This is a genomic window from Streptomyces sp. enrichment culture (assembly GCF_964272855.1).
Classification (GTDB): domain Bacteria; phylum Actinomycetota; class Actinomycetes; order Streptomycetales; family Streptomycetaceae; genus Streptomyces.
On the sequence record NZ_OZ186847.1, the window covers coordinates 2,493,312 to 2,510,526 of the forward strand.

Consider the following 17,215-nt stretch of genomic DNA (forward strand, 5'->3'; position numbering starts at 1 on the left):
CCTTCTGTCGTGTCCGTGGATCGTTCGATGTGACGCCCGACCGCTCACTCCAGGGGGAAGGCCGCGAGGAACTTGCCGCCGAGAGCGACGGTCACCTCGGCCTTCTCGTGAGCGACGAAGCGGTCACCGGTGGTCCGGTAGGAGTGGGCGGGTGTACGGGAGGACAGGTCGATCGCCCAGAGCTCCGAGGAGCGCCTGCTGTACGCGCGGTCGGCCCCGATGACGGGAGCGGCCTTCAGGTCCGCCTTCGCTCCCTCACCACCCTTTTCCCCCCATCGCACCCTCCCGGTCCCGGCGTCCACCGCGACGAGACCGAGTCCCTTTTCGACGGCGTACACGACGCCGTCCTTGACGGTCGGCGGCCCGTAGGTACGGCCGGGGCGTTCCGTCGAGGAGTCCCACGTCTCGCTGCCGTCGCTCAGCCGGAAGGCCTGGAGGCGGCCGGTGCCCAGGTAGAGATTGCGGGTGTCGGTCGCGAGCGGCAGCTGCAGGCTGTCCGGTGAGCGGCCGTCGAGCGGCTTCTCCCAGCGGACGGCGCCCGTGCGGCTGTCGCGTACGACGAGCCGGACCTTGCCGTCGTTCGTCTCCGTGAGTGTCACCAAGTGGCGTCCGACCACGTGGGCGGTGACGAAGAGCAGGCGATCCGCTCCGTCATCGCGGCCCGGCAGCGGTTGGCTCCACAGTCGTTTGCCGCTGTCGAGGTCGACGGCGAAAAGCCGCCAGGACTGCGATGCGACCCAGTAGGTGTCGTACTTCCCCTGACCTGCCGCGACGTACACGACGCCGTCGGCCGTGCACAGAATTTGGGTGTAGCCGATGACACCGTTGACATCCGTGAATTCGGCGAACGGCTCCCCCACCAGGCCGGTGGCGAGATTGACGGCAGCGAGGATCAGCGGAAACCCACCGGTTTTGCCCAGGTTGCCCTCGGTACCCTCCGGCATCACGACCCGGACGAGCCGCTCGCCGTCTGTCGCGACCTGCCACGTCGGCTCATGCTCCCCTGACGCCCACAGGATCTCCCCCGACGCGGCGTCGATGCCGGCCAGTCCTTGGCCTGCCACCACCGTGACCAGGTTTCCCACCGTGCGCGGCAGGGCGGGGTACTCGTCGGGCTCGGGGTCGGCCACCTGTCGCTGCCAGATCGAGTCGAGGTCCTTGGTCGGCAGCGCGCTGTTGCTCGGACCGACGACCGGCGGAGCCGGCTCGGGACCGGACCGTCGGCTCCACGCCCAGGCGCCGGCTCCTGCGGCCACCGCACCGACCGCCAGACCACTGCCCGCCAGCAGCAGACGCCGCCGGGACATCGCCGGAGCCGGCGCTGCGTCCTCCTTGCCTTCCTCGGGCGGTGGTGGCGGGAGCCGCTGCGAGGTCATGTGCCAGACATCGGTGGCACGACGGGCGATCTCCGCGAGCAGCGCGTCCGGCAGGTGGTCGGCGAAGCGGCCGGTGCCGTCGTGGAGCCGGGCGGCCAGTTCGCCGGTGGTCGGTCGCCGGAAAGGGTTCTTGTCCAGGCACTGCGCCAGGACGGGAACGAGAGCGGCGGGTACGCCGGTGAGGTCCGGGTCGGCGTACCGGACCCGGTAGAGCAGGTCCTGCGTCTGGCCGTGGCCGAACGGCGCCCGCCCGGTGGCCGCGAAGACGAGCACTCCGGCGAGCGCGAAGACGTCCCCGGCCGCGTCGTGGTCCTGCCCGGTCGCCTGCTCGGGGGACATGAAGGCCGGGGTACCGACGGCCGCGCCGAGCCGGGTGAGCCGGTCGTCACCGATGGCCCGCGCGATACCGAAGTCGATGAGCTTCGGGCCGTAGGCGGTGACCAGGATGTTGGACGGCTTGAGATCGCGGTGGACGACCTCGGACTGGTGCAGTCGGCCGAGCGCCACGCACAGCGCGGCGCCCAGCGCGCGCAACGCCGGTTCGGGCAGCGGCCCGGCGGCTTCGTCGAGCGGCGGCCCGAGCACGTACTCCGTCGCCAGCCAGGGTGTGGGGGCGAGCGGATCGGCGTCCACGACCCGCGCGCCGAATTCACCTCCGATGACCCGGGCCGCGTCGACCTCCAGCCGGAAGCGGGTACGGGCGGCAGGGTCGGCGGCGATTCCGCCGTGCATGGTCTTGAGCGCGACCGTACGCCCACCGGCGGAGCGCGCCGCGTACACGGTCCCCATGCCGCCGCTGCCCAGCCGGGCGATGAGCCGGTAGGGGCCGAGGGTGGCGGGGTCGTCGTGTGTGAGAGGGAGCGGCATGGGGTTTCTTGTCGTCAGTGGCTGGGGTGGGGCATGGCAGTGGGTGCGCCGGTCGGCGGCTGGGGGTGCACGGGAAGCTCTACCTCCGCCGCGAGCACGGACGCCGACTGGTGTGCGAGTGCGGCGATGATCCGTGCGGGCAGCCAGCCGGGGGCGAGGAGTGACTCGGCACGAGTGGCGGGCTCCATACCGGTCGGGCCGGCGGCCCCTTCGTCCGCCAACCCTGCGACGATCTCGGCGAGCTGAGGCCGATGGACAGGGTCCCGTGCCAGGCAGCGGGGCACGAGCGAGCGCAGCGCAGCAGGCAGTTCGTCTCGCTCGGGTGCCGTGTGGCCGGTGGCGGCGTACGCCAGTGTGGCGCCGAGGGCATACACATCGCCCATGGGCCGGGGTTGGCCCCCGGTCGCCTGCTCGGGCGGGAGGCTGCCGGCGTCGAGGCCGGGCGTCCCGTGGCGCGGGGTGCCGTCGGGGGCGGCGGCCCGTACCGCCCCGAAGGAGCTGAGCCGCGGACCGTCCGCGGCGAGCAGCACGGCAGAGGGGGAAAGCCCGGCATGGCACAACTGCTGGCCGTGCAGGACGGCCAGTGTCTCGGCCAGGGCGACGCCGAGGGCTCGTACCGTGCGCTCGGGAAGTGGACCGCCGTGCACGGCGAGCGCGGTGGGGAGGGGCAGGGCCGGTAGGTACGGTCGAGCGTGCCAGGGCTGGTCGCCGGGCGGGGCCAGTTCGGTGACGGGGAGGATCCAGGGGCCGAGCAGGTAGCGGGATGCGTCCGCCTCGGCCATGAACCGCTGCGGGTCGACGGTCGGCAAGGGACGGCTGAGCAGGACGGCGCGGTCACCGTCCGGGCTGCGGGCGATGAACCGGTGTTCGGGTACGGCTGCGCCCGGGGCGGTGTTCTTGTCGTCGAGCCGGGTGATGACTGTGTAAGGGCCGATCTGCCGCGTGCTCGTACGGGGCCCGATGCCTGCCGCGGGCATGCTCACCTCTCATCTCCTCCTTGACGGCGACTGGCCGTCATCCGGCGCGGCGCAGCCGCACGATCGCCGCCCCGCTGACAACGAGACCGACCACGACGGCCGCCGCGGACAGAGAGAGCCAGAGGGGGTGGTAGTAGTTGCGGGGCGGTGCGGTCGATGCCTCGACGACCGGATCCTCCGCCGAGGACTGGTCCGCGTCGTCGTCCGGCGCGGGCGTGTTCTTCGCGGCGGAGTCGGCCAGCAGGTCGCCACGGTTCACGTCAGCGAGCGGATCGACGTCCGCGGGTCCGGGGTCGTAATCGGCGTTCTCCAGGACCTTGCGGGGGCGCACGAGTCCGTAACCCAGATACCGGCTCGGGTCGTCCTTCGGCCACGAACGACCGGCCGTGTCGAGCAGTGCCCGAGTGACCTGGTTCACCGTCCAGTCGGGGTGAGCGGACCAGATCAGCGCGGCCGAGGCGGAGGCGAGGGCGGCGGCCGTCCGTGTGTCCGGTTCGCCGACGCAGTAGGCGCGGAAGGTCTCGTCACACCAGCGCGGGATCTTCTCGCCGGGCGCCGTCAGGTCGGCGTAGCCCTGTGCGGTGCCCTTGGACACTGTGCCGGAGGAACCGCTGGACGTCACTCCCACCACGTAGGGGCGGTTGGAGGGAAAGCCGACCTCCTGATCTTCGTCGATCCCGACGGACGCGATCAGCAACTTGCCTTTGGATGCCGCGTACTCGATGGCCGCATCATCGTTACCGGTGACCCATCTCCAGCTGAGCGACAAGTTGATGATCTTCGCGTCCGTGTCGGCTGCCGCCGTGATGGCGTCCGAGAGGTCGGGGGTCTTCTCCTGCTCCTTCACCCCGACTTGCAAGGCGTCCAGCTGGACTCGGTACGGAACGATCTTGGCGCCGGGTGCCAGACCCTTCAGTCCGCCTCCCGCTCCCGTACCCGCGATCAACTCGGCCACGGTGGTGCCGTTGCCGGTGTAGTCATCGGTGGTGCGGTAATCGACGGCCTCGGGGACCTCGTCGACCAGGACCTGCCCTTTCAGCGAAGGCGTGTCAGCGTTGACGCCGGTGTCGATGACAGCGACCTTGACGCCCTCCCCCGTGCTGACCTTCCACATCCGCTCGGCCTGCATCGGCTTCAGATACCACTGCTTCGACTGGGCGTCGGCCGCGGCTGCGCTCGGGGCGAGTCCCGTGGTCATGGTGACGACCACGGCCAGGGCCCCCACCAGAGCGCCGCCCGCGGCACGCACGCGCCGGCCCCTCGCTGACTTCATGGTGTTCCTCGCCCCGTTCCGTGCACAACAGCAGGGTGGGCGCCTCCCGCGCGCGCCCACCCTGTGCTCGTCCTGCGAACCAGCCGTCCTCTTACAGGAAGTAGCTGGCGGCCTTCTTGTCGCCTTCCATGTACGTACCACCGGACTGGCCGACGACGTGGCCGATGCCCGTCAGCGCCTGGTGGATGTCGTTGGCTTCCTTGTCCCAGCGGGCCAGCTTGCCGTTGAAGGTGTCCTGAGCCTGACCAGCCCAGTACTGCTTGCTGCTCTCGACCAGCTTGCGGAGCTCCGCCAGGTCCTGCTCAAGCGCCTTTGCCTCGTTGCCGATGTTGGTGGCCGCGAAGTCCAGCGCGTCGTAAGAGACGGAAAGTCCGTCGCCGTTGAGGCCCATGCCTGCCTACCTTGTCTCGCTCGTTGCGGTGGGTAATGTGGGTGAACCGTCGTGCCAGATGCCCCGAACCGAATGCCCTCGGTTCAGGCCGGTCACATCGAGTTGAAAGCGGACGGCTGAACGGTCGGGGCACCGTCCTGGAGGTTGATCCGGTTGACCGACGCGCGGACCTCGTCTTCCTTGCTGTCCTTGATGTTCCGCGTCGTGGTCATGGCCTCCATGACCTCACCGAGGATGTTGCCGATCTTGACCAGAGACTCGTTGATCTCGTACTGCTTCTTGTCGAACTCAGCACGACCGATACCCTGCCACTGGCCGCCCTCAAGGCTGTCGATGACGCCCTGGAGGTTGTGCACCCGCTTGCGGATGCCCTCGTACTTCTCGTACATCTGCTTCTGCAGCTTGACTACTGCTGCATCTTCGAGCTTCTGGTCCATAGCCATGGCCAGCCTTCCCTTCGTCTGTCTGTCTTCGGGTCGAATTGGTTCAGATGGCGAGGCCGCACCCAGTCGCCCACGCTCGCGTGGGCACTCGGCTCGGACCGCTGGTTCAGATCACCTGGCGCGCCGCGCCCGCAGCACGGCCGCACCGGCTCCACCGATCACGATCACCGCTGCCGCGCCGCCCAGCGCGATCCACAGGGTGTTGTTGTCGTCGGTGGCCGACTTCGTGTTCGATCCTGCCGCCGATGTGCCGCCGGTTGAAGACTTTTCCGGGGCCTGTGACGCGCCTGATGCAGAAGCGGAGGGCTCGGACGAGGTGTCGTCCCCGCTGCCTGCGTTGTCGGTGTTGCTCGCGTCCCGTGCCCCCGCCTTGGCGAGCACGTCACCCTTGTTCACCTTCGCCAAGGGGTCGACGTCCGGCGCGCCGGCGTCGTAGTTGGGGTCCTCGAGGACAACTCGGGGGCGGATCATTCCGTAACCCGCGTATTCGCTCGGCTTGTCCTTGGGCCAGCCGCGGCCAGCGGTGTCAAGCAGGGCTCGGGTTACCTGGTTGACGGTCCAGTCGGGGTGGGCGGACCAGATGAGGGCGGCGGAGGCGGAGACGAGAGCGGTTGCGTGGCTCGTCCCGCGTTGCTCGCAGTACGAACGGAAGGTTTTGTCGCACCACCCAGGCACTCCCTCACCGGGCGCTACGACGTCGGCGAAGCCCTTTGATGACTTTCTGGAAAATTCCGTGACGTCGTAGGAGGAGTCAACTGCCCCGACACCGATCACATAAGGGAAGATGGCGGGCGCGTCAGGGAAGCCGTCGTTGCCCGCTGCCGCGACGAGCAGCTTTCCTTTTGAAGCGGCGTATTCGACCGCGGCCTTGTCCTCCTTGGAGTACATGCCGCCGAAAGAAATATTGATGATTTTGGCGTCGCTGTCGGCCGCAGCCCTCAGTGCCTCGTAGGCCTCAGGCGACTTATCGTACTCCGCCGGATCCGTCTCCAGCCCTTCGAGCGCAACTCGGTAGGGAACGATCCTCGCGCCGGGCGCCAGTCCCTGAATGCCCCCGCCTGCCCCCGTGCCGGCGATGAGCTCCGCCATGGTCGTCCCATGACCGGAGAAGTCCTTCGTGACGTGGTAGTCAACAGCCTTGGGGACTTCGTCGGTCAGAACCTGGCCCTTCAGCGATGGCGTGTTCGGGTTCACACCGGAGTCGATGACGGCAACCTTGACGCCCTCACCCGTGCTGACGTCCCACATCTGGTCGGTCTTCATCGGTCCCAAGTACCACTGCATCGACTGGGCGTCAGCCGCAGAGGCGTTCGGGGCCAGCCCCATGCTCACGGCAGCCAGGGCGCCGGTGAGCGCGCCCACCGCACGCGCCCGCCTACCGCACCATGCACCGAGGAGCGTCGTCCCTGACTTCATGGCGTTGTTAGTCCTCGCTAGCACTCAGTTGACGACCGGCGGCACGTCGCGCCGGGGCTTGTCGGGCAGGTGTGTCTCTTCATCCTCGACGAGATAGTCGGGGCGCTGCGATCCCTGCGGGTCTCTCTCGTCGCCAGGCTCGCGCTTGTCACCAGACCTGCGGGCCAGGCCCGCCCCACCTTGCGTCATGCCGTTGCGCTCCGCCTGGACGGCGGAGTTGCGGCCCGTCGAGCGGCCGGTCACAGGCTTGGTTCCACCCGCGACACCACCACGAGAAGCACCACCCGCACCGGCACCAGGCCTCATGCCGGCCTGAGGCGCACCGAAGACCCCACGCTGTCCGGGACCACCAGTCGACGGCCGGGCCCCAGCGGTCGGACCGGCACCGATCACCGTGCCGCGAGGGACCTTCGGTCCGCCCTTCGCCGCCGCACCACCGGTGGTCGCGGGTCGCCCGCCGACCACTCCGTTCGCCCGCCCGGCACCAGTGGCCGGACCGGTGTTCGCCCGCGGTGCGGCCGTACCACCGGGGCGGGGAGTGCCTCCGTGCACACCCGACTGTCCCATCGGGAACGGCTTGGAACCGGAACCGGTTCCCTTGGCAACCGGCTGGCCCGTCGCCGTCGGACGACCCATCGGGTTCGTGGCACCGGGACCGGTGGTGCGCCCGTTGGCCGGGTTGGTCAAACCGGGCTGAGTACGTCCCTGGGCGGTGACAGGAGTGCGAGGCCAGCTCGTCCCACCCGTGGTCTTGCCGTTGGCCCTGCCGGGGACAGTGGGCGCGTAGTTGTCGAAGGTGCCGGGCTGCCCGCCCGTCGTAGGCGGTGTTCCGGTGACCGGAGGCATGTTCCCGGTGGGCGGCGTCGTCGTGGTCGGCGGCAGAGTGCCGACACTGTCGATGGTGGTACCGACAGCGTCGTCGGGGTATGTGACCGTCCCCTTGCCGGTGGTCTGGGGGGCCTGCCTGTCCGTTACGCCGTCCACGCTGGAGCGGCCCTGCGACTCCACCGGCGCGTCGTACGTGGTGGCATTCGCCTTCGCAGTCCCAGCCGCTGCACCGGCCGCTCCCGGGCCACTGTAGTCACGCTTGGGTTTCGGCACCCCCATACCCGGCAACTCGCGGAACGTCGGAGGCTTCTCCTGCAACGCCGAAAGCTGCTGGCTGGAGACCGCGTAGTAAGACGCCAACCGGTTCATCTGGTTGATCGCCTCTTGGCGGTCCTTCTCCACCTTGACGGCAGCGTCGTAGTCGTCCTTCTTCTCAGTCTTCTCGGCCTCGGTGAACTTATCGGGCCGCTTCAGGTTCCGCGGGTCGCGCTTCGGCATCGCCGCTCGCACCGAGGCCAGCCCCACCGCGGCGGCGGTGAGCTGGTCTCCCGCCTTTCCGGCGAACTCGCTCACGCCATCCGCGCTCTTGACGAGTGCGTCGCCGTAGTCCTCGAAGGCAGTGCCGCCCTGGCCCTTCCATTTGATCTTGCTGATGCGCCCCCTGAGCTCATCCGCTGCCGCCTTGATGGCGTCGCGCGCGTCCCACAGCGCCTTGCCGGACGACTCCAGATCCTCGGGGTTCGTCTGCTCGACCAGGTCGACCATCTCGTTGAGGTCGAGATCCTTCGCCCCGAAGTCCGTGCTGCCGAAGACGGCCTTGCCCTGGGCGGTGGACCCGACCACCGCTCGGACAGGGTCGGTCACCATCCGGGTGATCCACCCATCGCCGTCCGAGTGCTCGACGACTCGTGCGACGTCGGCGAAGTTGTTCTGGTTGGTGGCGCGCTCGAGATCCTGCTTGTGCTGCTCGTCGCTCATCGTCAGGCCCCCATCCCCGATTCATCCTTGTTGGAGTGCTGGCCGGACGTGCCCTTCTGGTCCATCGACGCGAGTTCCCCGCGAATCTCCTGGAACCGTCGACGCTGGTCGTCTTCCAGGTTGTGGTAACCGTTGGCCGCGCCCCTGACGCCGATACTGATCGCCTCGATGTGGAGGTGCAGCGTCTTGGACAAGGTGGTGAGCTGCTCGTGGACGCTGTTGTACTGGGAGTACAGACTCTGCGCTTCAGGGAAGAGATCGGCCCGTCCGCTACTCAGGGACGACGCCTTGATGGTCTGCGCGCCCACCTTCTTCGGGTTGCCGGCCGATTCCTCAAGGTCCCGTAGGGCCGCGTCCACCCGGTCGGCGAAATCCTTCAGCATCGAGATGCTGCTGACGTCCACATCTTTCCCGCCGGCCACCGACACGCCTCCCCGTTTCCCCGTGACATCCATCGGCCCCGATCAGATCCGGACCGACCACTCGCTCGCCGCACGATCGCAAAGCGAGCCGCGTCGAACAACGCGTTTACCACTCTAGTCAACCTGCACAACGGGTCCAACCGTGGTGTGTCTTAAGTCAGTTACGAGTCTCGGGCACGCGCCACCGTTTGACCTATTTGCCGCTTTGCCGAGGTGTCGGCAGCCCCTGCCGCAAGATCGTTTTCTGCGACCTTTGCAACACCTCCACAGCCTTTGCAGCTCATCGCGCCGCCACGCCCGTCCGCCTGCCTCCTTCGAACCTTCACCGCGGACATATCTCGCACATCAGGCCTACCCCCGGCCCCTCCGCTACCCGGTTGCTAGGTTGGCTTTCAACTACAGCACCGGAACCAAGTCATCCAACCGGCACGAGCTCCGGGAGCCGAGCAGTACGGGGGAAGGGGTCCACCCATGGCATGGGACGAGTGGGAGCAGCTCAAGAGTCAGGCTGCGGAGCAGCAGTCCACGCAGATGCAGTTGAACCAGCTCGACCCGGGCGACGGTTCGCCCGGTACGGCGGGAGGGCCGTCGTCGTACGGCGATCTGAAGGTCGCGAACGCTTCGCTGACGAAGATCAGCAAATCCGCACACTCCTTGTACAACGCGCTGTGGGACAAGGCCCGCGTCTCCGTCCCCAGCAGTGACTCCGCGGCCAGTGACCTGTCGAAGCAGGGCTTCGCGCTCGGCGCGGGGCTGCAGCACGTGTCGAACCGGTGGGAGGAGCAGCTCCGCTCCCTCATGGACGCGTGCGCGCAGATCACGAACCATCTGCAGGTCACAAAGAAGATCCACGCCGGCGACGACAACTTCATCGTGCGCCAGATGAGCAGCATCGACACCCTGGACGCCGGCTTCGACGAGCGCGTCGGGCAGCCGGGCGAGAAGAACCCCGTGTACGGGGAGAAGAAGGACGAGAAGAAGAAGGACGAGTAGCGGCGGCGCGGGGGGACGCCGGTGTGTTTCGCGGCGTACTGCCCGGAGCCCGGCACGCAGCTCACCGACTCACTCAGCCACTGCTCGACACTTCTGGACTTCCGGAACTTCTGGGGATAGAGACCGATGGACCTCGAAACTCTGCGCGACGCCAACTTCAAGCTGCTCGACGACGCCGTCACGGACTGGTCGACGCTGGTCAAGCATCTGGAGACGCTGAAGAAGGACGCCGAGGACGAACTGCACCAGGCCGCGAACAAGGCGGACTGGGCCGGTGTGAACGCTCAGGTGTCGAAGGAGTTCATCGGCAAGACGGCCGGTGAGTTCAGCGACGCGCACACGCAGGCGACGACGATCCACAAGATCCTCGAGGACACGCGGACCGAGCTGAAGGGCTACCACCAGGAGCTGGTGGACGCGATAGACGGCGGCCGGAAGAACAACCTGACGGTCATCGGCTACGAGGGCGGGTTCACCGTCACCACCAACGTGCCCCCGGAGGGCCGGGCGCAGCAGGACAAGGACAAGCAGTCCGAGATCACCGCGCTCCGCGACCAGCTGCAGAAGATCCTCGACAAGGCGACCGAGAGCGACAACTCGGCCAAGACCGTTCTGCAGGCCATCGCCGACCAGAGCAAGCTCGGCTTCTCGGACGCCTCGTACAAGGACCGGGACAGCGCCGCCGAGGCCGTCAAGCAGGCCGACGAGCTGGCGAAGCTGGCGCGGAAGGACCCCAAGGACCTCAGCCCCGAGGAGTTCGACCGGCTCCTCAAAGGGCTCAACAAGTACGGCAACGACGACCTGTTCGCCGAGCGGTTCGCGACGACGCTCGGCCCGCAGAAGACGCTGGAGTTCTGGACCGGCGTCAACGATCCGCACCGGGGCAACTACGAGCTCGGGCAGAAGCGGCTGGACAAGTTCGACGATCTGCAGCGCAGCCTGGGCACGACGCTCGCCAACGCCACGCAGAGCGACTCGGTCGCGATGACCGAGTGGAAGCGCACGATGATCGACATCGGCGACAAGCCGATCTACGGCAACAACGGCGGCGGCCCCATGGGCTTCCAGGTCATGAGCAACCTGATGCGGACCGGGGACTACGACGACCAGTTCCTGAAGGACTACGGCAACAAGCTCATGGCCACCGAGCGCAAACTCACCGGCAACGGCGAGCATGAGAACAGGGCGTGGCAGCACATGGGCATGGACCCCTGGCTGAACCGCATCGGCGAGGACAGCGGCTCCGACCCGCTCACCGGCTACCTGAAGGGCCTGTCCAACAGCCCCGACGCCGCGACGGACTTCTTCAACCAGGAGTTCATCAACAAGGACGACAAGGACAACCCGTTCGAGCGGGACACCGACGGCAACGGCAAGAACGGCAAGGTCACGCTCTCCAACTTCCAGTACCTCTTCGAGGAGCGGGAGTGGCCGAAGGAGAGCAACCTCAAGGGCGACGAACTCCGTACCGGCGAGAACAACCTGGCCCTGGCGCTGGAGGCGGCCACCACGGGTCATCCCGCGGGCGAGATGCCGACCATCGACACGCCGGCCCACAGCGCCGACCAGGCCAAGCTCATGGAGAGCCTGGTCGCGTCGATCGCGGACGATCCGGAGCGGCTCACCGGCCGGGGGTTCATGACCGACAGCGTCGGACAGATCACGTCCGAATACCTGCCGGACATCAACCGGTCCATGACCGATGTCGAGCGGGACCCGGAGTCGGACAAGTGGCGGGAGGTGGAGAAGCTGTACCCCGTCGCCGGTTCGGAGGCCAAGCTGGATCACGCGTCGGTGAGCAAGCTGCTCTTCGCCGTCGGCCAGAACCCGGAGGGGTACGCCGCCGTCGAGGTCGGCCAGAAGGCCTACATGGGCAAGCTGATGGACTACCACCTGAACCCGGACCTGCCGGAGGCCCAGCGGCTCTCCGAGGACGAGGAGCTGGTCATCCGGCAGATCGCCGGCCGGTCCGGCGAGGTGTCCGGCACGCTCGCGCTGGGCGCGCAGGAGTACATCGGCAAGGAGGCCTCGGACAAGGACAAGGAGTACGAGCACGCCGTCGCCCAGAAGAAGAACATCATCTCCGGCACGGTCGGCACCGTGGTCGGCGTCGGTACCTCCTTCGTCGCCACCCCGTGGGTCGGAGCGGCGGTCGGCGGCGCGGCCGGCACGGTCACCAGCACCGTCCTGGAGTCGGTGTTCAAGGATGCCGAGGGTCATGCCATGGACCAGGCGCAGCAGACCGGCGGCGAGTACTGGCAGGAAGGCCTGACGCGGAACCTGACCATCACGGAGGACGCCGCCCGGACCGCGGCGGACAAGTACCACACGATGGACACCAGCGACGCCGGCATCACCGCCCGTGAGGCGGCACGCCAGGGTTACATCAACGCACGCGCCATCGTGGACGGACAGGCGCCCGGTAGCATCGCCGCCTTCTGATCATCCCGGCCCGACGAAGGGGATCTTGTGAGTGTTCGCCCTACGCCGTCGCGACAGCGAGGCATGGTTGTCGTACCGGCGATCGCCGTCCTTGTCGCCGCGCTCTCAGGGTGTGGCGGTGACGAGTCCGGACGCGACTACGCGGTCCCGGAGGAACTGTGCGGAGTCACTGTCAACGCCGGTGACCTCGGCCCGTTCCTCCCCGACGGCAAAAAGGTCACCGTGCGGGACAGGTCCGGCGGGGGCACGAAGGTGTGCGAGGTCGTCGTGGACGACACGCTGGCTCTGAGGGCCACCCAGGCGTGGGTGGAGGAGGGGAAGACCACCGCGTACTTCGCCTCCGGTCAGACGCTCAAGGCCCCTCGGGAGTCGGCGGAGGGCGACCGTTTCCGGTACTCGGGGAACGAGGCGTTCGGGAAGACGAAGGGCTGCGTGGACGAGCAGCACGGCCAGGAACTGTACACGGCGGTTCAGGCCCAGGGCTCGGACCACGAGGACGCCGACGCGATGAAGCGGCTGATCACCGCCTACACGAGTGAGGTCGAGGGCTCGGCCTCCTGCGAGGCGGAAGGCTGGGAATGAGAGGGCTCAGTCGAGGAGCGGGCCGTCTGCGCCGACACGCTGTCGCGTCCTGCGCGGCCCTCGCGCTCCTGGCCGGCTGCGGCAGTGCGGACGGCAGCGGCAGTGCGGACGACGCCGGCCCGCTCAGTGCCCGGCAGGCCGAGGCCACACTGCCCGACGCGAAGGCCGCCCCGGGGTGGAAGGTCACCGTGGAGCCCGTCGCGTACCCGCAGAAGAAGGCGCGGGAGCTGCGCGTGGCCAGGTGTTACGAAGGGCCCGAGGAGTGCTCGAGGCCCCGGGTCACCGGGGTGTCGGCGCTCGCGGGCGGCCGCGGCAAGCCCCGGCTCGACTTCGTGCTCATGGCGTACGAGGACGCACAGGCCGCGCGGGCTTCGTACGAGCCGGTGTGGAAGGCCTGGAGCGGACAGAGCGTCGAGCCCCGTGATCTGGATCTCGGCAAGGTCGGGGACGAGAGCGATGCCGTGAGCGGCGCGAGTCCCTCGCTCGTGGACGGGGCGCGGACCGCGTTCGTCCAGGCGCGGGTCGGCAGCGTCATCATGGTGACGACGGGGGAAGCCGGGGCCGGCGTCGAGTTGCCGAAGACGCTCGAGAAGTTCGCCACCCTCTTCGCCGAGCGCGCCGAACAGGCTCAGGAGGGGAAGACGCCTTCCGCCACGTTGGACGACATCGGCTGAGCGATCAGCACGCCCCCTCCCGCATCGTGACAGCGAGCCGGTAGCCGAGTTCGGTGTACGTCCCCTCGCCTCCCGTGATGCCCGGCGGCGTGTAGTCGTCCTCCTTCGAGCGCACGCGCTTGATGTGGGTGCAGAATTCGGCGTCCGCGCCGTTGCCGGAGACCGTGAAGTAGGCATCGGTGTCCGAATTACCGGACATCGGTGCGGCGTCCACGCCGTCCTGCGGGGCGTCGCCCCCGCCGTTCTCGACGACCTCGCTCTCGATGAGCGTTTCGTAGTCGTGGAAGTAGACGACGGGTTCGCCCGACTCGTCGACCCGGTACAGGAACCCGTCGAGCTCATCCGCGGCCTGCTCCACCGCGCTCTTCAACTCGTCGTCGCTCCACTTCGAGCCGTCCTCGACGCCGAGCCCCCGGACCCCGACGACGACGCAGCCGATCGCGGCACCGATCAGTGCGATGCGGGCGGCGACGAACGCCGCGTCCGGGACCTCCGGCGCGGACGGGTTCAGGGACTCGCGCCAGGACCGCACCCGCTGCGCCTTCACGCAGGCCATGAGGATCAGCAGGGCCGCCAGGACGAAGGAGATGACGGAGAGCCCTGTCATCACGCCGGGCCCCCGAGGCCTCGCCGCCGGCGCCGCGCGTCCCGTACCGCCACCGCCGTCCCGCTGAGCCCCGCGACCAGGACGAGGCCGCCGACCACGACGTACGTGCCGAGGCGGGTGTTGCGTTCCTCCGGTGTCTCGCCGAAGTGGACGGGGGCCACCGAGGGGGCCTCGGCGCCGACCAGGTTCTGCTCGGGGCTGGGGGACTCGACGGGGTTGGCCGGGTCGACGTCGGTGAGGGCCTTCACCGGGTCGACCACGCCCCAGCCGACGAGGATGTCATGGCCGGGGATGGTGCGTTCCGCGGTCTGTTCGATCTGGGCGACGATCTGCTGGGCGGTCCACTTGGGGTACTTGGCCTTCAGCAGGGCGGCGACTCCGGCGACGTAGGGGGCGGAGAAGCTGGTGCCGTTGTCGGAGCAGTGGCCGTTGCCGGGGACGGTGGAGATCATGTCGACGCCGGGTGCGGCCACGCCCACGAACGTGCCGGACTGGGAGAAGGGGGCACGCTCGTTGTTGCGGTCCGAGGAGGCCACGGCGAGGACGCCCTTGTACGACGCGGGGTAGGTGACCTTGACGTTGCCGCCGAGTCCGTCGTTGCCGGCCGAGGCGACGACGACCACCTGCTTGCCGAGGGCGTAGTTCACCGCCTGTTCCAGTTTCTCGTCCGGTCTGACGGCGTTGGCCGTGTCCTGGGAGATGTTGATGACGTCCGCGCCCACGTCCACGGCGTGGCGGATGGAGTCGGCCAGGGTCAACGCCGTGCCGTTGCCCTCCGCGTCGTTCTGCTTGATCGGGATGATCGTGGCCTCGGGGGCCAGGCCCACGAAGCCGGTTCCCTTGACGGGGCGGGCGGCGATGATGCCGGCCACGCGGGTGCCGTGGCCGACGGTGTCCGTCGTGCCGCTCGCGTTGCCGCGGTCGATCTCCTCGCCTTTCTTGTTCTTCTTGGGGAGGAAGTTCCTGCCCTTGGACGCGTCGACGGCCTTGGTGAGTTGGGGGTTCTTGACGTCGACGCCCGTGTCGATCACGGCGACCTGGACGCCTTCGCCCTTGGTCTGCGCCCACAGCTCGTCGAGGTTGACGCGCTGCAGCGACCAGGGGCGGCCCTCGTACTTCTTCGAGGGGAAGGTGCACTGGCCGCTGTCGTCCGCCCGGGCCTCGGGGGCCGGGAGGGCGAGCTGGGTCGTCGCGGTGAGGGCCGTCGTGGCGAGCAGCGTCGCCACCAGCGAGCGGCTCCTGGGCCTCATGTCGCCTGCTTTCAGCATCGGTTCGCTCTCCTACCGGACGTCCGCGGCTACGAGCCCTGCGGCTGCCGCGCCGCCGCCTCGGACAGGCGGGGGCCCGTGGGCAGGAATCTCGACCAGGCCACGGGGACGGGGGTCGGATCGACCTTCTCGTAACCGAGCCGGGTCTGGGCGATCTTGGCCTCGGTCAGCGCCTGCTCGCGCTGCTCCTTGGAGGTGCCGATGCCCTTGTCCTCGGTGGCGCTGTCGCTGTTGGACTGCAGGGCGTACCGCAGGCCGGTGTCGGTGACCAGGAAGACGCTGCCCGCCTTGGTCTCGGTGCCCTGGAACTGGCGGTAGAGCTGTCCGGAGCCGGCGGTGACGTACGCGCTGGAGGAGCCGGTGGGCAGCTGCGCGGGGAAGTCGGTGCCGACCCAGGTGGACAGGGTGGTCGTGCCGTTCTTCGCGTCGACCGAGCGCAGGACGTTGCAGACCGTGTTGCGGCCGGTGGTGGCGCTGGTGCCGTTGTTGACGGTCTTCGGCTTGTACGTCGGCCACTTCTTCTCGCCGCGGAAGGTGGTGCTGTCGACCACCGCGCCGGGGCTGACCTGCTGCGCCTCACCGGTCTGGCCGACGGCGACGAGCTTGCCGCTGTTCAGCAGGAGGGTGGCGGTGAACTCGCTGATCCGGGCGACCTCGCCGGGGAGCACGACGTAGTACTGCATGCGCGTGCCGTCGTAGGCCTTGATGACCATGCCGACCTTGTCGTACTTCCCGAGGCTGTCGGAGGCGCCGGCCTCGGCGCCGGGCGTGCCGTCGATCGAGGGGATCGTCAGGGGATCGCCCTTGTGCAGGGTGTCCAGCCAGTTCTGGGAGACGCGCTGCGGGGCGCGGCCCTGGGTGTCGAGGGCCTTGAGGAGTTCCTTGTCCTCGGGGTCGGCGAGCGGGTATGCCCAGCCGCGGGAGTCGACGACGTACTGGGTCTCGCCGTCCGGGCCGACGACGTACATCAGGTCGCCGCCGGAGAGCTTGTTGCGGCCCTCCGTCTTGCCCCACTCCTTCTCGGCGAGGACGAACGCTGCCTTCTGGATGGCCCGGCCGCCGTCGCTGGGGCGTTCGCAGACCGCCCAGCGCTTGGCGGCCTCCGCCTCGCCGGTGGAGGGCAGCCGGTCGGGGGCGTACGGGATGCCGATGGTGGCGCCGTGCGGGGGCTTGCCGCTGTCGAGGACCTTCTCGTCGACCGTGATGATGCTGTTCTTGTCGGGCTTCAGCAGCAGTTTCGCGGAGGCCATGTTGAGCACCGGGTGCAGCTGCTTCTTGCCCTTCGTCTCCAGGACGACATAACGCGTCGTCGAGTCGCTGGCGACGATGACGTGTTCGTTCGGGGTGTCCCAGCCCCTCGGGGCGGTGGGACTGAACAGGCCGATGGCGCCGAACACCGCCAGGATCACCACGCCTACGACCACACCGGGCCATACCGCGCTCAGCGGCTTCGGCGCGCCCTCCTCCGAACCCGACGGCGACGGCCGCAGGAACGAAGCGAGTGTGCGACGCTTCGCGAAGGTGTAGGCGTTGAGTTCATCGCGGCGTGATGCCATCTGTGTCCGCTCTCTCCCCGTTGCGGAGCCCTGGGGACGGTGATGGTCACCGTCGCCCGCCCGTGGTTGCCTCTGGTGCCTCGGTTGTCAGACCCGGCCCCTACTATGCCTGTTGCGTGGCC

At 68.5% G+C, this 17,215-nt stretch carries 15 protein-coding genes; 4 read left to right on the forward strand and 11 right to left on the reverse strand.

The window, feature by feature from the left end; genetic code table 11:
• Positions 1–44 precede the first annotated feature (44 nt).
• The 8 genes from ACSU6L_RS10285 to ACSU6L_RS10320 form a co-directional block, all read right to left on the reverse strand.
• Positions 45–2,243, reverse strand: coding sequence for a protein kinase domain-containing protein (locus ACSU6L_RS10285; RefSeq protein ID WP_437055714.1), 2,199 nt, complete (start codon positions 2,241–2,243; stop codon positions 45–47).
• 14 nt (positions 2,244–2,257) lie between these two features.
• Positions 2,258–3,220 (reverse strand): serine/threonine protein kinase, encoded by a 963-nt coding sequence (locus tag ACSU6L_RS10290; RefSeq protein WP_437064833.1) that lies wholly within the window; start codon positions 3,218–3,220, stop codon positions 2,258–2,260.
• A gap of 37 nt (positions 3,221–3,257) precedes the next feature.
• Positions 3,258–4,493: a S8 family serine peptidase gene (locus ACSU6L_RS10295; RefSeq protein WP_437055716.1), complete on the reverse strand. Its 1,236-nt coding sequence runs from the start codon at positions 4,491–4,493 to the stop codon at positions 3,258–3,260.
• A gap of 91 nt (positions 4,494–4,584) precedes the next feature.
• Positions 4,585–4,884, reverse strand: a complete 300-nt coding sequence (locus ACSU6L_RS10300; RefSeq protein ID WP_437055718.1) for a WXG100 family type VII secretion target — start codon at positions 4,882–4,884, stop codon at positions 4,585–4,587.
• 92 nt (positions 4,885–4,976) lie between these two features.
• Positions 4,977–5,327, reverse strand: coding sequence for a WXG100 family type VII secretion target (locus tag ACSU6L_RS10305; protein ID WP_437055720.1), 351 nt, complete (start codon positions 5,325–5,327; stop codon positions 4,977–4,979).
• Positions 5,328–5,438: 111 nt separating this feature from the next.
• The gene (locus ACSU6L_RS10310) at positions 5,439–6,653 is read right to left on the reverse strand and encodes a S8 family serine peptidase (RefSeq protein WP_437064835.1); all 1,215 of its coding nucleotides are present in this window, start codon (positions 6,651–6,653) and stop codon (positions 5,439–5,441) included.
• A gap of 114 nt (positions 6,654–6,767) precedes the next feature.
• The gene (locus ACSU6L_RS10315) at positions 6,768–8,549 is read right to left on the reverse strand and encodes a hypothetical protein (protein WP_437055722.1); all 1,782 of its coding nucleotides are present in this window, start codon (positions 8,547–8,549) and stop codon (positions 6,768–6,770) included.
• 2 nt (positions 8,550–8,551) lie between these two features.
• Positions 8,552–9,004, reverse strand: a complete 453-nt coding sequence (locus ACSU6L_RS10320) for a hypothetical protein (protein ID WP_437055724.1) — start codon at positions 9,002–9,004, stop codon at positions 8,552–8,554.
• A gap of 438 nt (positions 9,005–9,442) precedes the next feature.
• On the opposite strand from ACSU6L_RS10320, the gene ACSU6L_RS10325 reads away from it, so the two are divergent.
• From ACSU6L_RS10325 to ACSU6L_RS10340, 4 genes are all read left to right on the forward strand, one after another.
• Positions 9,443–9,964 carry a hypothetical protein gene (locus ACSU6L_RS10325; protein ID WP_073941255.1) on the forward strand — a complete coding sequence of 174 codons (522 nt, stop codon included), beginning with the start codon at positions 9,443–9,445 and terminating at the stop codon, positions 9,962–9,964.
• A 126-nt stretch (positions 9,965–10,090) separates the two neighbouring features.
• Positions 10,091–12,406, forward strand: coding sequence for a hypothetical protein (locus tag ACSU6L_RS10330; RefSeq protein ID WP_437055726.1), 2,316 nt, complete (start codon positions 10,091–10,093; stop codon positions 12,404–12,406).
• A gap of 63 nt (positions 12,407–12,469) precedes the next feature.
• Positions 12,470–12,988 (forward strand): hypothetical protein, encoded by a 519-nt coding sequence (locus tag ACSU6L_RS10335; RefSeq protein WP_437055728.1) that lies wholly within the window; start codon positions 12,470–12,472, stop codon positions 12,986–12,988.
• Complete coding sequence (locus tag ACSU6L_RS10340) at positions 12,985–13,662, forward strand: hypothetical protein (protein ID WP_437055730.1); 678 nt, start codon at positions 12,985–12,987, stop codon at positions 13,660–13,662. Before ACSU6L_RS10335 ends, ACSU6L_RS10340 begins: the two co-directional genes overlap by 4 nt.
• A gap of 4 nt (positions 13,663–13,666) precedes the next feature.
• On the opposite strand, the gene ACSU6L_RS10345 is transcribed toward ACSU6L_RS10340, so the two are convergent.
• Genes ACSU6L_RS10345 through eccB form a run of 3 tightly spaced genes read right to left on the reverse strand, consistent with a single transcriptional unit; the run spans position 13,667 to position 17,093 of the window.
• On the reverse strand, positions 13,667–14,269 hold the full coding sequence (locus ACSU6L_RS10345) for a hypothetical protein (RefSeq protein ID WP_437055732.1): 603 nt from the start codon (positions 14,267–14,269) through the stop codon (positions 13,667–13,669).
• Positions 14,269–15,519, reverse strand: a complete 1,251-nt coding sequence (gene mycP, locus ACSU6L_RS10350; RefSeq protein ID WP_437055734.1) for a type VII secretion-associated serine protease mycosin — start codon at positions 15,517–15,519, stop codon at positions 14,269–14,271. The genes ACSU6L_RS10345 and mycP overlap by 1 nt, the downstream gene beginning before the upstream one ends.
• Positions 15,520–15,566: 47 nt before the next feature.
• Positions 15,567–17,093: a type VII secretion protein EccB gene (gene eccB, locus ACSU6L_RS10355; RefSeq protein WP_073941250.1), complete on the reverse strand. Its 1,527-nt coding sequence runs from the start codon at positions 17,091–17,093 to the stop codon at positions 15,567–15,569.
• Positions 17,094–17,215: the final 122 nt, after the last annotated feature.

Excerpts from the sequence above, each read along its gene's own strand:
- ACSU6L_RS10325 (WP_073941255.1), top strand. The coding sequence starts at position 9,443 with ATGGCATGGGACGAGTGGGAGCAGCTCAAGAGTCAGGCTGCGGAGCAG.
- ACSU6L_RS10295 (WP_437055716.1), bottom strand. The coding sequence starts at position 4,493 with ATGAAGTCAGCGAGGGGCCGGCGCGTGCGTGCCGCGGGCGGCGCTCTG.
- ACSU6L_RS10285 (WP_437055714.1), bottom strand. The coding sequence starts at position 2,243 with ATGCCGCTCCCTCTCACACACGACGACCCCGCCACCCTCGGCCCCTAC.
- ACSU6L_RS10330 (WP_437055726.1), top strand. The coding sequence starts at position 10,091 with ATGGACCTCGAAACTCTGCGCGACGCCAACTTCAAGCTGCTCGACGAC.
- ACSU6L_RS10320 (WP_437055724.1), bottom strand. The coding sequence starts at position 9,004 with ATGGATGTCACGGGGAAACGGGGAGGCGTGTCGGTGGCCGGCGGGAAA.
- ACSU6L_RS10345 (WP_437055732.1), bottom strand. The coding sequence starts at position 14,269 with ATGACAGGGCTCTCCGTCATCTCCTTCGTCCTGGCGGCCCTGCTGATC.
- ACSU6L_RS10315 (WP_437055722.1), bottom strand. The coding sequence starts at position 8,549 with ATGAGCGACGAGCAGCACAAGCAGGATCTCGAGCGCGCCACCAACCAG.
- eccB (WP_073941250.1), bottom strand. The coding sequence starts at position 17,093 with ATGGCATCACGCCGCGATGAACTCAACGCCTACACCTTCGCGAAGCGT.
- ACSU6L_RS10290 (WP_437064833.1), bottom strand. The coding sequence starts at position 3,220 with ATGCCCGCGGCAGGCATCGGGCCCCGTACGAGCACGCGGCAGATCGGC.
- ACSU6L_RS10305 (WP_437055720.1), bottom strand. The coding sequence starts at position 5,327 with ATGGCTATGGACCAGAAGCTCGAAGATGCAGCAGTAGTCAAGCTGCAG.
- mycP (WP_437055734.1), bottom strand. The coding sequence starts at position 15,519 with ATGAGGCCCAGGAGCCGCTCGCTGGTGGCGACGCTGCTCGCCACGACG.
- ACSU6L_RS10335 (WP_437055728.1), top strand. The coding sequence starts at position 12,470 with ATGGTTGTCGTACCGGCGATCGCCGTCCTTGTCGCCGCGCTCTCAGGG.
- ACSU6L_RS10340 (WP_437055730.1), top strand. The coding sequence starts at position 12,985 with ATGAGAGGGCTCAGTCGAGGAGCGGGCCGTCTGCGCCGACACGCTGTC.
- ACSU6L_RS10310 (WP_437064835.1), bottom strand. The coding sequence starts at position 6,653 with ATGGGGCTGGCCCCGAACGCCTCTGCGGCTGACGCCCAGTCGATGCAG.
- ACSU6L_RS10300 (WP_437055718.1), bottom strand. The coding sequence starts at position 4,884 with ATGGGCCTCAACGGCGACGGACTTTCCGTCTCTTACGACGCGCTGGAC.